We start from the raw sequence: 14,745 nt of genomic DNA, 5'->3' as shown, positions 1-14,745 counted from the left end.
ATGAATAAAAAATCAGCGTTGACATTGGGATCTATTGGGGGCGTGTTAGTCATTTTGATTATCATCATTGCCTTTGTAATGACGGGACAACACAAAACTAACTCACAATCTAGTAGTTCAAAATTACCAAAAATCAATCAAGCTAAAGTGATGAAACGTATTGATTACGAAATATTTTCAATGAATAATGATGGTCGTTATACAGAAAATGTTGATAATGAAGATAATACTACTTTTATAGACGGCGAAAAATTTGGTAATAGGCAAGCGTCTGTAACAGATATGGTTTATTCTAGTGCTCTTAAAAAGGACATTCCTAGTGACGGAGCAGGAAGTTATAGCACTTTTTTCAAGGAACATGAAATAGAAAATTTGACAACAAAGTGGGAAAAAGACGGCAATTCATTTGTTGCTAAAGGCTACTTTGTTGTCAAAGATACGGATAAAAAATATCCATTCGCCTTTGAGTTCAACGCTGATTATATGATCCTACAAGAGTGGTATGGAAGGAATATTAAAATTTAAAAATGACAAACACTAGAATTAAAGTGTTAAGTGCTATTGGGTTCTTCCTGATTGGCGCTTTTTTTTATACACAATTTCAGAAATCACAAATCAAACAAGCGACTGTCACCGTTGCTAAATTGTCAGCGACACAAACCTTGATCAACAATAGTGGCACGATCACAAAAGTGATTGCTAATGATAATCAATTGCCAGATAATAGCCAATCAAAAGCTACGGTTAATGCTTTGTTTAATGCAGGCTATGTGTCAGATAAACAGGTGTTATCAAAAGTGGCAAATGATAAGGTCAGGCAATTTGTTAAACAATTTCTAGGGCAATTAGAGAGTGATCCAGCACAAGCAAAAAAGTGGCATGTATCAGATAATCAATTGCAATTTAGCCAACAAAAAGACGGCATATTATTTTTTGGTGCCTTAACGGCAACTAATGGTGGTCGGACAGTTAATTATCAATTATTGGGACAATTGAATGCAAAAGCTAATGAGGTCATCTCATTGACTTTAGGTAATCTCACAAAGGGGGATCAATAATGACACGTAAAACAGAAATTGGTTATTATGCCCTGCTAGTGGTTTTGATTCTTGGTAGTTTGCGCTTTGGTCAATTGATGTGGCAACAACAACAAACCTTATCACATTTGCAGAAACAAGCTAAGCAGTTAAAACATAAACAAGCCATTGCTAGAATTAGTCAGCAAAAAGTGAAGCAGGTGGTTGCTAAAAGTACCATTACGAAAGCTAGTGAGACTAGTCAACAATTCTTTGATCTTGCTTATAATTGGTCATCTGGATCTGATTATAAAAAACGTATCACGAAAATTAAGCAAGCTAAATTAGTAACCAGTCAAGTTTTAGCCAATGATTATTTATTCCCAGAGGTTGGTGGCACGACTGATTACATTGATAATAATGGCTTGAAATCTAGTGTGGTGCAAGTGGCATATTATCCAAAGACAACTAATGATGATCAAACTAGTGGTGTCGTTGGTGTGGCTGTGAATGCGAAACATGATAGTGATGTTGGTAATGGTGAGACTCGTTATTACTATTTCAATATTGACTATCAAGCCAGTGATAATCAAATTACTAGTCTTGATTATATTGGTCGATTAGCTGTTAATCAAAGCACAGACTATAACACATTTAATCCTTATGAGTAATCATTAAGGATTTTTTTGTTAGTCAAAATTCAGAAAGGAGATCATGTGAAAAATAAAGTTAAACAAGCAGTTGTGATGAAAATTGCCTTGTATTGTGCGCCACTACTTGTCATTTTAATACCAGTGCTTTTAATCATTGCGCTAACAATGAACAATCCTAGTGTTGTCTGTCAGACTGATACAACCACCACTACGACAAGTTCAGATAGTGGTTCCAGTAATGGATCCTTAACTGATAAAAATTCAGATATTGGCAAAAGAGTTAGCTATATTATTGATCGTTTTAAAAAAGCTGGTTATTCAGGGGACAATATTTCAGCAATCATTGCGATTGGTTGGCGTGAAAGTAACTTAAACCCTAAAGCGGTTAATCCTGCTGGCTCTGTTAAAGGTATCTGGCAATGGGGTGCTGGTGGTATCAACGGTAATCGCTATCAAAATACGGCAGATACAGTTGAAGCCCAGGTCGATTTAGCATTTAAAGAATTGGCAAGTAGCCATACCGTTGCTAGATTGGGGTTAGCAAATGCTAAAGATATTGATAGTTCAGCTTTAGCCTGGGACACAGGTTTTGAGGGTGTTGGGGCAAGTGATCCACAGCGTAAAGTGTCCGAAGTTAAGGCTTGGGCGGAGTCAATTAAAAAAACGTATGATCTTAATTTTGAGGGATCATTAAGCAGTGGCAATAATGCTGTTAGTGATAGTAATACATCAGCAAGTAATAGCGCAGACAGTGATAGCAATAATCAAAGTGCTTATTGTAATACTGATGATAGTGGTTCGGCTGACGGTACAGGCAAGATTAAAGAGAGTGGGCTATCATTTTGGGACAAAAACAGCATTCCAGATGACATTAAGCCCTACGTGCATAATATTACGTCCAAAAAACTAGACTGGAGTTTAACAACACCAGACGCTTACAATCAGTGTGCTGGTTTTTCACAAGTCTATATGAATGAGATTTGGTCACCAAATTTTACCTTTAGAGGAAATGGTAATGTTACGGCAGAAGCAGTGGCAAAATTGACTGGTGCTAAGGTTACCACAACACCAAAGGCTGGGGCGGTTTTTTCTTCTGATCGTCCTAATCATACGGGCGTGGTGTTACATGTTTTGGCAAATGGTGACTTAATTATTGCTAATCAAAATGCGGTCAAATCTGGACAGAATGCAGGCACTAGTAAAGATTATGAAATTACGTTAGTGCCTAAGAAATCGTATGCTAAGGACAGTCAAGCCGTTGGTTATGGTGACATGACTTTTGCTTATCCTGGTGACAATTCAAAGTATAAATTACATTGGTAAAGAAAGGGAATAGATTATGACAGCAGTACAAGTGGGATCAGATATTAGTATTTTGCCAGATAGTGCCTATCATTTGGTGAGAGAAATCTTTATAACCGTTAAAAATGATTATCTACATTTATATACGGCTTATCAGAGTTCAAACAAGTTAAGTAGCAAGGCTATGCAGTCAGTTTATATTGAATTGGCACATTTCTATCAACGGTATGACGATAAAATGACACCTTATTTAGTGCAAGATTTATATGAGCAAATTAAGCAGGTAGAACGTTTAGTAGCATTATTAACAACGTGTGACCAGGCATTAGAAAATTTAGATCAGACCATTAGTTTAATTGAACATCAATATGAAGATGAAGCTGTCATCAATGACGCTATGAAAACTATTCGTAAACAGTATCAGGCATTGCTAGAAAAAGTTGGCTTAGACGGCAGTGTTATTGATCATGTTAATCAAGCAATAGATCATATTCATGGTCAATATCGTAAATTACAGGTTCAAAACAAAGCGTTATTTTTTGCACAATTGGAAAATATTCACGATCAAACAATTAAGTATATTCGACACTATATTGAGATTGAGTTTATTCAAAAACGGATTGATTATGGATTTGATCAGTTTAATACATTTTTGCGATTAGTCGTTGATAATGCCGTTTATCGTAAACAAGTTCATAATTAAATGAATTAACATATCATAACAATACATACCAATATCTAACAAAAAGTGGTATAATGGTATTAAATAAAGTAAGAGAGGTATTGGTTATGAAAGCTATTCAAGTATCTGCACGGGTTGATCAAAGCATAAAAGAGTCTGCTCAAAAAGTATTTGAACGTCAAGGGTTAGATATGGCGACGGCCATTAAAATGTTTATCACTAAGACAGCTTACGAACAGCAAATACCTTTGTCAGTTCAAGAGTCTAATAAACATGCCTATCCTGATGACTGGTTTAGTGAGCAACGTATTGCCAATCGTGATGAAATTACGCGTTTAGCATTCGAAAAATCACCAATTCAGGATTTAGATTTATCTAAGAAAGAAGACCGTGAGGAATTTATGCAATGAGTAGTGATATTCGTGAGCATAGTATCATGATCGCTGATTTAGCTTATGATGAAGGGCGTGAAGCAGGATCTAAGGTACGTCCAGCATTTGTTGTGAAATATGATAATCAAAAGATTACGTATTATAAAGTCACGAGTCAATTTAATAATAAGTCTGATTATTTTCAAAATAAGTATTTTGAAATTAAAGATTGGGCGTATGCTGGATTAAAAAAACCGTCCTGGATTGATACATTTAAGATACGTCGAGTAGATGAGCAGTATGTTGTGATTAAATTTGTTGGTTATTTGTCAGCAAATGATGAAGCCAGGTTCGTAGAATTTTTATCTAATTTAAATTAATAAACAGGGTTAGTAATTACAGTATTGTGGTTGCTAACCTTTTTTTATTTGCTTCAAGGAACAAGTGTTCGCATAATGTTAATTACAAATACTAATTAATAGGAGAATTTGATTATGGTAAAAGAAATAGAACCTGAGTTTAGTGCCCTGGTCACTAATTATTTTCAGCATGATTATAGGGAACGTGGTATAAAAAAGTGGCGTGGTTTTTTTCTAAGTGATCACACTTCTGCGTTTAATCGTGAAGCTGTGAAACATCAGGAAAACGAAAAGCAGTTACCACAAATGAGCTTAGATGAAATTAAACGTGTTGCCTTACATGCTGGTGCCAATTATCATTTTGTGTCTGTACAGCTTAATGAAATGAACTATAATTATGAGATCAAATTAATCATTGGGTTAATGCCAGACCAATGAAAACGCTCAACTGGCAATCACCGCGAAAAGTCTTTCAGCAACATGTGGTGTTCGGATGATTCTTGCAATCTTCCATAATTAATACCATTCAAGTTATTATTCGTTTTATAGTCCCAGCCAAAAACATTATTGAAAAACTGCTGTGTTTCTTCAGTATTAGAAGAACCTATTTCAAACCATGCTACTTTATTAAATTGATTTTCATTCATTTTTTGAGTCCTCCTTTAATTAATAACTATAATTGTGGGTGAAAGTGATCAATAATTAAATACATAATATTAGGTTTTTTATGAAGAAAACCTTACTTTATAAGTTCTTTATATAAATATTAGTGGGTATAATAAAGAGGAGGGAATAAAATGGTAGATGATATTGATATTAAAATATTACGTCTTTTGAAATACAACTCTAAAATAGTTGTCAGGCATTTGGCAAGAAAAATACACTTAAGCGCTCCAGCAACTGCCGAAAGAATTAAGCGACTAAAGGAGCAAGGTGTTATTAAACGCTACACAATTACGGTAAATCCAGAAAAACTCGGGTATACTAGACCATTTTTTATTAGAATTAACACAGCATACTTACAAGAAAGACAGTATTTACATTTTATTAACAATAATCAAAAATATATTTTACATCATTACCGAACTACTGGGAATTTTAATTATATGCTTGAAGGTTCATTTAGAAATACCTATGAGTTCAATTTATTTTTAGATAAATTAGAAGTGTTTGCAAAATATGAAGTTATTGATATTCTCGATGAAAAATTCTAAAAAGGTTATGGTGCAATGATCAAATTACCATCCAACATTGAAGTACGAGGCGCAAAAGTAAATAATTTAAAAAACGTTGATATAGATATTCCACTGCATAAATTTGTGGTTATTTCGGGACGTAGCGGATCAGGAAAATCTTCCTTGGCTATGGGTGTCTTATATGCAGAAGGTATGCGACGCTATGTTAGCTCACTATCAACATATACGCGAAGACGGTTGGCTCAGGCTAAAAAAACAAATGTTTCAAGTATTAAGAACATTCCCAGCGCTATTGCGCTAAAACAACGCCCTTCAATCCCAGATGTCCGTTCTACTGTGGGTACGATGACTGAAACATTGAATCTCTTACGTTTAATATTTTCTAGAATAGGGTCACCCGTGTGTCCAAATGGACACCGTATGGAACCCACAATAGATATTGCAAGAGCTATGGACCTACCTAATGATGGTGTTAGCCATATGGGGGAGATTACTTGTCCTACTTGCCATGTCGCATTTAACGCATATTCTGCTGAAGATTTTGCTTTCAATTCATATGGCGCTTGTCCTACATGTAATGGTTCTGGGACAACCAAAAAGTTAGATATAGAAAAATTAATTTCCAACCCTAAACTAACCATCAGAGAGGGCGCGGTTGAATCATGGAAAGTACCTGGCCGTAATTTCATGCCTTATGTTGTTGAACAAGCAGGAATTAACATTGATACCCCTTACGAAAAATTGTCTGATAAAGATAAAGAATTTATCTTAAACGGTCAAGAGCAAAAATATGAAATAAATATTCCAACCAAATCTGGAAAAGTATTTCATATGGACAATGCAATATATGAAAATGCAAAAAATGCTATTATACGTACATTCGAAAGTACAGATAATCCCAAAACGTTACAGCGTTTAGAAAAATTCTACAGCACATCAACCTGTTCTACATGTCATGGATCTAGATTTAACCCAGAATTATTTACACAAGTATTAGTCGACAAGAATATTGCTGAAGTAAGTGATATGGAGCTAGCACAGCTACTAATATTTATAAAAAAAATTAAGCAATGGCTTCCAAAGGATGTTTTTACACTTGGAAATAGATTGTTAAATGAATTCAAAGAATTGATTACGCCCTTAATAGACTTAGGACTTGATTATTTAACACTATCCAGACCAGGAAGTAGCTTATCAACGGGTGAGCTACAACGTATTCAATTGAGCCGCACCTTACGAACTGAAACAACTGGTGTGCTATATGTATTGGATGAACCCTCAATCGGTTTACACCCTTCAAACGTTGATGGATTAATAAAAATAATTAGAGGATTAGTTAGACAGGGTAATTCAGTGGTAGTAGTTGATCATGACACTTCAATTATTTCTTCTGCTGATTACATCGTGGAAATCGGTCCTGAATCAGGAACCGAAGGTGGCGAAATTGTTGCTCAAGGAACGTTACCAGAAACTATTGAAAACAAAAACTCTCTTATCAGACCATTTTTAAATGGCACTGCTCAGATTGTCCAACGACCTATATGGGAAGATAACAAGATTCTATACGACATGGGCTCAATTGATATTTCCATTAGCAATTACCACAACATTAAACATGTATCTGCAGGTTTCCCAGTTAATAAATTTACCGTCATCAGTGGTTTTTCAGGAGCAGGTAAATCAACTTTATTGTTTGATGCATTGATGCCAGCGCTGCAGAATAATACCCCAAATTTTGTCACGAAATTTAATCCCGGAAAAATCAAAAATGCTTTTGCCATTAGCGCTGCACCAATAGGAAAAAATATTCGCTCAACGGTGGCAACATATACAACTATCCTTGATGACCTGAGAGATATTTTTTCCTCCCTTGCTGAAAGTAAAAGAAATAAATTAACTAAAAAAAGTTTTTCTTATAATCTACAAGATGGTGCCTGCCCCACATGTAATGGTACGGGAGAAGTAAATTTAGATATTCAATTTCTGCCCGATATGCAAGAAATTTGTCCCGCCTGTCATGGAGACAGATATAACAAAGATGTTCTGAAAATTAAATGGCAAGGATATAGTATTGCCGATATTTTGAAATTAAATATTGAAGATTCTCAAAAAATATTTAGTGAGCGTCCCAAAACACTAAGGATTCTCAGGATCTTAGAGGACATTGGATTAGGTTATCTCACATTAGGAGAAAGTACTATGGCTCTTTCAGGTGGAGAGTCCCAGAGACTTAGGTTATCAAAGTTTATTAATAAAACACAAAAAAACAGTGTTTTTATTTTTGATGAACCAACAATAGGGCTGCATCCGTTAGACGTTCAGATACTTATAAAAGTAATACAAAAGTTAATTATGCAAGGCGCAACTGTTATTGCTATTGAGCATGACTTAGATATGATAAGAAATGCTGATTTTATAATTGATATGGGACCAGGGGGTGGCACTCGAGGTGGTGAAATATTAGCAGAAGGTACTGTTGATGATATTATTTCTAATTCGCATAGTGTTACTGGAAAATGGATTAAAAAAAGTATGAAATAAGTAATTATCTTATGTTGATGAGATTGCTAAAAACTAAGAAAGAAGGTAATATATACCCTAGGGGGTATATATTACCTTCTTTCTTAATCATAGAAACCTAGAATATTTGGAGGAAAGCAGAAATGAGTGCAACAATCAAAGAAATTACTGATAGTACATTTGAAAATGAAACACAAGAAGGGGTTACTTTGACCGATTTTCGTGCTGATTGGTGCCCGCCATGCAAGATGATGGACCCTATACTACAACACTTATCAGAAGAAAATCAATTAGGCGGTAAAATAAAGTTTACCTCAGTAAATATCGATGAAAATAAACAGGTTGCCAGCCAACTAGGCATTCAAGGTATCCCCACGTTAATTATTAAGAAAAATGGTCAAGTCATTGATAAAATTGTTGGATTTCATCCTAAAGATGAAATCGAAAATACTTTAAAAAAGTATATCTAAGAGGTATAACATGAGGATTATTATAGTGGGGGGGGTAGCAGCCGGTATGTCAGCTGCTACTAGACTGCGAAGGCTATCTGAAAAAGATGAAATTATAGTCTTCGAAAAAGGCCCTTTCGTTTCTTTTGCAAATTGTGGGTTACCTTACCACATTAGCAAAACGATTAAACATCGCTCCCAATTAATTGTGCAAACCGCTGATGATTTAAGAAGTAGGTTTAATATAGATGTACGTGTTAACAGTGAAGTGACCCATATTGATAGAGATAATAAGATGATATCTGTCAATCATGATGACCAACAAGAGAAGCTATATTATGATAAATTAATATTATCTTTAGGATCTAGTCCTGTAATACCTAAGATTGAGGGGCTTCATACTCAATCAAACATTTTTCAATTACGTAATATCCCTGATTTAGATAACATTATGAGCCATTTAGATGAGAGTATTAAAACGGTTGCGGTACTTGGTGCTGGATTTATTGGTATAGAAGTTACTGAAAATTTGATTAAGAGAGGTTTTTCAGTCAATCTTATTGAACGTTCTAACCAAATATTGCCAAATCTTGATATTGAGATGGCACAGTCGATTACGAATGAGCTCATAAAAAATGACGTTCGTATCAATACGGGAACTACTATAAATAAGGTGAGCAGAGACATTCTTTATTTAGATAATGGTATGTCAATACAAGCTGATGCTGTTATTATTGCTGCAGGAATTAGACCAAATTCTGATATAGCCATAGCTGCAGGCCTAAAAGTTGGGCCCAATAAAGGCATTGTTGTGGATCATGATTTTAAAACAAGTGACTCTAACATTTATGCAATTGGTGACGTTATCAGTGTTATTCATCAAATTACTGAACAGGAAACACTAATTCCATTAGCGGGACCAGCAAACAGACATGGGCGACAAGTTGCTGATGCTATTCACGGTTTATCTATTAAAAATAAACCTGAGATTGGCACATCAATCGTTAAGGTTTTTTCTAAATCAGCTGCAAGTACAGGTATTAATGAAAAACAAGCAAAGCAACTTGGTTTAAATTATCATGTGACTCATACTTTTTCTTATCATCACGCAAGCTATTATCCTGGCGCAACACAAGTTATGATGAAACTTATTTTTACAAATACTGGTGATATTATAGGTGCCCAAGCTGTTGGAAATCAAGGTGTAGATAAGCGTATTGATCTTCTTGCAACGGCAATCAAATTTAGGCTGAAAGTAGATGATTTACCTGAACTGGAATTAACGTATGCTCCTCCTTTCGGAGCAGCTAAAGATCCCGTTCATATTTCCGGTTATGTGGCTGAAAATATTATTAATAGTCGATCTCATAATATTCAATATAATGAATTAGAGAATTACAGGCGTGATGGTTACTTATTAATTGATGTACGATCTTCTCAGGAAATTAGAGCTATGGGATTAATTAATGGTTTCATAAATATTCCGTTAGAAAAAATACGAGACCATATTAATCAAATACCAAAAGATACTGGTATCATTGTATCGTGTGCTACAGGTCAACGAAGTTATACAGCTGAACGAATATTTATTAATAATGGATTCAGAAATGTCAAAAATCTTGATGGTGCGTTTTCACTGTATCAGTTGATGTATCCACAAAACATTGTAAAATAATTGACTTATGAGGTTCAGGTATGAATACAATAGCATATCAGTATGAAAATATACAAAATAGGTTAAAGAGATCAGCAGGCCAAATAAATGGAATTGTCAATATGATTGATGAAGAGCGTCCTTGTGAAGAGGTCGTCACACAGTTATCTGCTGTCAGAGCAAGTCTTGATAAGGCAATAAAGTTAGTTATTGCTGAAAATATTAGAAATTGTTCAGAAGCAGAAACAGGATCTGAGCAATATCAAAAGGCACTTGAACTGTTAGTTAGAGCTAAATAGATAGGAACATTAAAATTTAATATGAAAATTCAACAAATTAGAAATGCCACCGTAAAAATAGAGTATAGTGATCAAACCTTCTTAGTGGATCCCATGCTTTCTAAAAAAGAAACACTGGCTCCATTTCCAAGTAAGGATGGAAACACTAATAAAAATCCACTTGTAGATTTGACTGAGTCTATATCTTCTATTTTAGAAGGTATTACCGCTGTGATTGTTACCCATAATCACGTAGATCATTGGGATTCAAGAGCAATGGAGGTGATTAATAAAAACACGCCCATTTTTGTCCAGGATCGTGGTGATCAAATTAGTATTGCAAACTCTGGTTTTAATGACGTACGTATTTTAGGTATTACTGAAAAATTAGGTGATGTTATTATAAAAAAGATTACAGGTCAGCACTATGAGAATGACGCTGTAAAGCAATTGTTGGATAATTATACCGATACCAGTCATACTATGGGATTTTTTCTTGAATCCGTAAACGAAAAATCGATTTTATTTACTGGTGATACAATTTGGTTTGAAGGGTTAAAAAGTAACCTGGAAAAACTAGAACCAGGTGTCGTTGTAATGAATTCTGGAGGGAATGGAGTTGAATCTGGGAGATTAATATTAGATGCACAGGATGTTGTTGAAATCCATAAAACTCTTCCTAAGACACTGCTTATAGCAAGTCATATGGAAGCTGTGAATCATTGGACAACTTCTAAATCAGAATTGCTGTCTGTCGCAAAAGAAAATGATTTTGCTGATAGTTTAATCATACCGAATGATGGAGAACGTCTTGTACTTTAATAATTATCGTTAATAGGCGCAAGGTACTAAATATACTTTGGAGACTAATATAATTTTAGTAGATTTAACAAGTATTTTTGATAAATCCAAAAATTAATAATGTGATCTAAAAAGGTTGTTGTCTAGGCATAATAGTGTAGACAACAACCTTTTTAATACAATATGCTCATCAAACCATCAATATATCTGATTTTAAAGCTCCTCATCCTCGATTTTAAACATTGTGCTAAAAACTTTCTGAGGTAATTCTATATCATTGGATGCAGCTTTTCTTTGATTAATATTTTGCCTTCTGAGGAGTTCTTGTTGCTTGGAAATACTATTATTCTTTCCACTAACTGCCGCATTTTTTCTTAATGGTGGGACATCTACCCTTGCAATAACTTTCCCCTCCATCATTACTTGCACTGGTAGTGGGTATAATCTTTTGGGAATAGTATATTTTAATTGGTGAACTATTTTTTGCGCAATGGATTCTGATTCCGATTTGTAAGTGATGGACGTTAATTCGTCTACTCTGACGTAGTTAATATAAATATCAAGTCTAACAACATTCGTACGATAGTAACCTATAGATGTTGTTGCTAGAGAAGCGTAACCATGTGAAATTGATTTTAATTTATTGAAAAAGGAATAAATAATCTTAGATAGTGGCACACGATAAGATAAGCTAACTAAATCACTATGATTATCAATACCTATAAACTCGCCTCTATTTTCAGAAAGTAATTTCATCACTGCATTAATTGTCTTTTGTGGTGTAATGATAGTTGCTTTAATGATTATTTCATCTACATGATCAATCATCTCAAAATTTGGAAAAGTAGCCGGATTAACAATTGTAACATTTTCATTATTTTTAAGATAAACGCGATAGGGTACATTTGGATAGGTTATTAATACATCAATCAAAAATTCTTTTTTTAAACGTTCTTTTATAATTTGTAAATGAAAGATGCCTAACAATCCTACTCTAAATCCCATACCTAAAGCATTTGAATACTCCTCTTTGATGCTTAATGATGAATCATTAAGTTTAAGTTGTTTTAACGCTTTGGCTAACAACTTATAGTCTCCCAAAGGATATATTCCAGCAAATACTGTCACTTGACTCATTTTAATAGTGGGTAAAAGTGAGTTAGTTGGTGCGTTGGCATCTGTTATCGTTTCGCCAACATAAGATGTATCTACATTTTTTATACCTGTAATCAAATATCCCACTTCTCCAGATTTTAACTGTGATTTAGGCATACGTATTGTCGTGAAAATACCAAGTTCATGGATTTGAAATGTGATATTTTTTGATAAAAACATCAGTTTCTGATTATTTTTTAGAATACCATCGACAATTCGAATATATAAAATAACACCTTGGAATGGATCATAATAAGAGTCAAAAACCAAAGCAGATAATTTTTTTTATCATTTCCTGCTGGAGGCAAAAGATTAAGAACTACTGTTTCCATAAGTTCATGTATTCCAACACCTGTCTTGGCAGATATTTTTAAAATATCTCTGTTTTGATATTCTGGACATAACGTCTTTATCTCTGTTTCAATTTTATGAGTATTTATACCTGCTATATCTACTTTGTTAATCACTGGTAATATTTTTACTCCAAGTTTTTTACCAATTCTTAAATTAGCTAAAGTTTGTGCTTCAATGCCTTGAGTAGCATCGATTAAGAGAATTGCATTATCGCTAGCTGTGAGACTTTTAGTAACTTCATCTTGAAAATCAACATGCCCAGGTGTATCAATTAAATTAATTTCGTATTTTTCATTATTATCTGCAAGATAAGTATTCTGAATGGCTCTTGCTTTTACGGTTACGCCATGATCCCTTTCAACCTGCAAATCATCAAGTATTTGATCTTCCATTTCACGGCTAGAAATTGTATTTGTAACCTCTATAATACGATCAGATAATGTTGATTTACCATGATCTATGTGTGCAATGATAGCTAAATTTCTTATATTTTTACTCATCTGGACTAACTCCTAATATTATTACAATGCCAGAAGTCTATATACCCTGGCCACTATTAAACCACTATTAGTCCAACTAATAATATTCTGTTCATATTTTATACCTTTCTAGATGTAATATTGAAGTATTTACTTTTCTCCCTCTGTAGCTTTATAGAGTTCACCCCACTGCCACATTTCATGGATCACTGGTTTTAGTTTCCACCCAATATCAGTTAAAGAATACTCCACTTTTACTGGTACTTCTGCATATATTTTACGCTCAACTAATCCACGGATTTCCATAATTTTCAAATGCTGTGACAAAACTTTATTTGAAATACCATCTAATCCTTTTATTAATTCACTAAATCTCCTTGTACCATTCAACAATTCACGAATAATCAGTATCTTCCAATGATCTCCAATTAAAAGTGCGGTCGTGGCAACTGGGCAAGGGGGAAGTTCTAGGTATTTTAATTCTGTCATAATGTGCTTCCTTTCTATAGTTACTGATGAGTAACTAGGTGATTTATCAATATTTTATTTACATTTACAACTTTATATCTTAGCATATAATATATAAAGAATAAATTAATTCAAAGGAGAATTTATTATGAATATCGGCATTATTGGTGCAACTGGAAAATTAGGAACTTTATTGGTTGAAAAATTAACTCTTAAGGGTGAAAAACCTACTGCAGTCGTACGAAATAAAGCAAAACTTACAACTAATGTGCCCGTAATTGAAAAGGATATCTTTGATCTAACGTCTGAAGATATTAAAGAATTTGACGTACTAGTAAACACTTTTAACGCGCCCCTTGATGATCCAAAACAATTTATTACATCTACTGAACATTTAATTTCAATTTTAAAAGAAACAAAGACTCGGTTAGTATTTGCTGGTGGTGCAGGTGTATTATTAGTGGACGAGCATACAATGTTAGTTGATACACCAGAAGTACCTGCTGAATTTAAGCCAATCGCTGAGGCTGAAGTTACTGCTTTTAAAGCTTTAGCTGAGGTAAAAGATTTTGATTGGACATACATGGCACCTCCTGTAGTTATGGAATTTGACGCACCTCATACTGGTAATCACTCGTTTTCTGGCAATAAGTTAGGCGTTAATGCTGAGGGTAAAAGCTTTATCAGCTATTCAGACTATGCAGATGCATTTGTGGAAAAAATTTTCAACCCTGAAAACCATACTATTGTTGGTGTATATTCTTAACCTAATTTTTCATTTATTAATATCTGCTCTTATACTAAGAAGGTGGGCTATTTTATTCGGTCCATAAATATAGTATAGGGGTATTTTCATATTAATTTATTATAAGAAAAATTTATAGATTTGCTGCTAAAACTTAGCCAAAAGAAGGTCGTTAATTTAAATAATGAGCAATGTGACTGTTCCCATTAAAGAATTCTATTGGTATGTGAGCTAGATAGGGTAAGCCGTAGTGATTAATGTAG

General features: G+C 34.1%; 17 protein-coding genes and 2 pseudogenes. 16 read left to right on the top strand and 3 right to left on the bottom strand.

What is annotated here, in order from left to right:
* The 9 genes and pseudogenes from GJV51_08955 to GJV51_08915 all read left to right on the top strand — a co-directional run bounded on the left by GJV51_08955 (position 1) and on the right by GJV51_08915 (position 4,880).
* The gene (locus tag GJV51_08955; protein ID QGM26139.1) at positions 1-525 is read left to right on the top strand and encodes a hypothetical protein; all 525 of its coding nucleotides are present in this window, start codon (positions 1-3) and stop codon (positions 523-525) included.
* A 2-nt stretch (positions 526-527) separates the two neighbouring features.
* A complete protein-coding gene (locus tag GJV51_08950) occupies positions 528-1,058 on the top strand; it encodes a hypothetical protein (protein QGM26138.1) in 531 nt (176 codons plus the stop codon).
* Entirely contained in the window at positions 1,058-1,687 is a 630-nt protein-coding gene (locus GJV51_08945) for a hypothetical protein (protein QGM26137.1), read from the top strand. The genes GJV51_08950 and GJV51_08945 overlap by 1 nt, the downstream gene beginning before the upstream one ends.
* A 45-nt stretch (positions 1,688-1,732) precedes the next feature.
* Entirely contained in the window at positions 1,733-2,992 is a 1,260-nt protein-coding gene (locus tag GJV51_08940) for a CHAP domain-containing protein (protein QGM26136.1), read from the top strand.
* A gap of 16 nt (positions 2,993-3,008) precedes the next feature.
* Positions 3,009-3,674, top strand: a complete 666-nt coding sequence (locus GJV51_08935) for a hypothetical protein (GenBank protein QGM26135.1) — start codon at positions 3,009-3,011, stop codon at positions 3,672-3,674.
* Positions 3,675-3,760: 86 nt separating this feature from the next.
* Positions 3,761-4,063: a type II toxin-antitoxin system RelB/DinJ family antitoxin gene (locus GJV51_08930; GenBank protein ID QGM26164.1), complete on the top strand. Its 303-nt coding sequence runs from the start codon at positions 3,761-3,763 to the stop codon at positions 4,061-4,063.
* Positions 4,060-4,404: a hypothetical protein gene (locus GJV51_08925; GenBank protein ID QGM26134.1), complete on the top strand. Its 345-nt coding sequence runs from the start codon at positions 4,060-4,062 to the stop codon at positions 4,402-4,404. The genes GJV51_08930 and GJV51_08925 overlap by 4 nt, the downstream gene beginning before the upstream one ends.
* A gap of 114 nt (positions 4,405-4,518) precedes the next feature.
* Positions 4,519-4,821: a hypothetical protein gene (locus GJV51_08920; GenBank protein ID QGM26133.1), complete on the top strand. Its 303-nt coding sequence runs from the start codon at positions 4,519-4,521 to the stop codon at positions 4,819-4,821.
* A pseudogene (locus GJV51_08915) lies at positions 4,785-4,880 on the top strand (IS30 family transposase). Before GJV51_08920 ends, GJV51_08915 begins: the two are co-directional and overlap by 37 nt.
* Here GJV51_08915 and GJV51_08910 read toward each other — a convergent pair.
* Entirely contained in the window at positions 4,839-5,030 is a 192-nt protein-coding gene (locus GJV51_08910; protein QGM26132.1) for a hypothetical protein, read from the bottom strand. The pseudogene GJV51_08915 and the gene GJV51_08910 sit on opposite strands and share 42 nt — an antisense overlap.
* A 150-nt stretch (positions 5,031-5,180) precedes the next feature.
* On the opposite strand from GJV51_08910, the gene GJV51_08905 reads away from it, so the two are divergent.
* The 6 genes from GJV51_08905 (at position 5,181) to GJV51_08880 (ending at position 11,302) form a co-directional block, all read left to right on the top strand.
* Complete coding sequence (locus GJV51_08905) at positions 5,181-5,597, top strand: winged helix-turn-helix transcriptional regulator (GenBank protein ID QGM26131.1); 417 nt, start codon at positions 5,181-5,183, stop codon at positions 5,595-5,597.
* A gap of 15 nt (positions 5,598-5,612) precedes the next feature.
* Complete coding sequence (locus GJV51_08900) at positions 5,613-8,120, top strand: ATP-binding cassette domain-containing protein (protein QGM26130.1); 2,508 nt, start codon at positions 5,613-5,615, stop codon at positions 8,118-8,120.
* Between the two features lie 122 nt (positions 8,121-8,242).
* Positions 8,243-8,569: a thioredoxin gene (trxA, locus tag GJV51_08895; GenBank protein QGM26129.1), complete on the top strand. Its 327-nt coding sequence runs from the start codon at positions 8,243-8,245 to the stop codon at positions 8,567-8,569.
* A gap of 10 nt (positions 8,570-8,579) precedes the next feature.
* The gene (locus tag GJV51_08890) at positions 8,580-10,223 is read left to right on the top strand and encodes a SidA/IucD/PvdA family monooxygenase (GenBank protein ID QGM26128.1); all 1,644 of its coding nucleotides are present in this window, start codon (positions 8,580-8,582) and stop codon (positions 10,221-10,223) included.
* A gap of 20 nt (positions 10,224-10,243) precedes the next feature.
* The gene (locus GJV51_08885) at positions 10,244-10,501 is read left to right on the top strand and encodes a metal-sensing transcriptional repressor (protein ID QGM26127.1); all 258 of its coding nucleotides are present in this window, start codon (positions 10,244-10,246) and stop codon (positions 10,499-10,501) included.
* 21 nt (positions 10,502-10,522) lie between these two features.
* Positions 10,523-11,302: an MBL fold metallo-hydrolase gene (locus tag GJV51_08880; protein ID QGM26126.1), complete on the top strand. Its 780-nt coding sequence runs from the start codon at positions 10,523-10,525 to the stop codon at positions 11,300-11,302.
* A 192-nt stretch (positions 11,303-11,494) separates the two neighbouring features.
* Here the strand turns inward: GJV51_08880 and lepA are convergent.
* Both lepA and GJV51_08870 read right to left on the bottom strand, forming a co-directional pair.
* Positions 11,495-13,290 (bottom strand): annotated as a pseudogene (lepA, locus tag GJV51_08875) (elongation factor 4).
* A gap of 129 nt (positions 13,291-13,419) precedes the next feature.
* Complete coding sequence (locus GJV51_08870) at positions 13,420-13,758, bottom strand: ArsR family transcriptional regulator (protein ID QGM26125.1); 339 nt, start codon at positions 13,756-13,758, stop codon at positions 13,420-13,422.
* A 127-nt stretch (positions 13,759-13,885) separates the two neighbouring features.
* On the opposite strand from GJV51_08870, the gene GJV51_08865 reads away from it, so the two are divergent.
* On the top strand, positions 13,886-14,503 hold the full coding sequence (locus GJV51_08865; protein ID QGM26124.1) for an NAD(P)H-binding protein: 618 nt from the start codon (positions 13,886-13,888) through the stop codon (positions 14,501-14,503).
* Positions 14,504-14,745: the final 242 nt, after the last annotated feature.

The sequence above is a fragment of the Leuconostoc mesenteroides subsp. mesenteroides genome (assembly GCA_009676745.1).
Classification (GTDB): domain Bacteria; phylum Bacillota; class Bacilli; order Lactobacillales; family Lactobacillaceae; genus Leuconostoc; species Leuconostoc koreense.
Note: the sequence above shows the minus strand (reverse complement) of the source record. Positions and strands in the feature narration are given on the sequence as shown.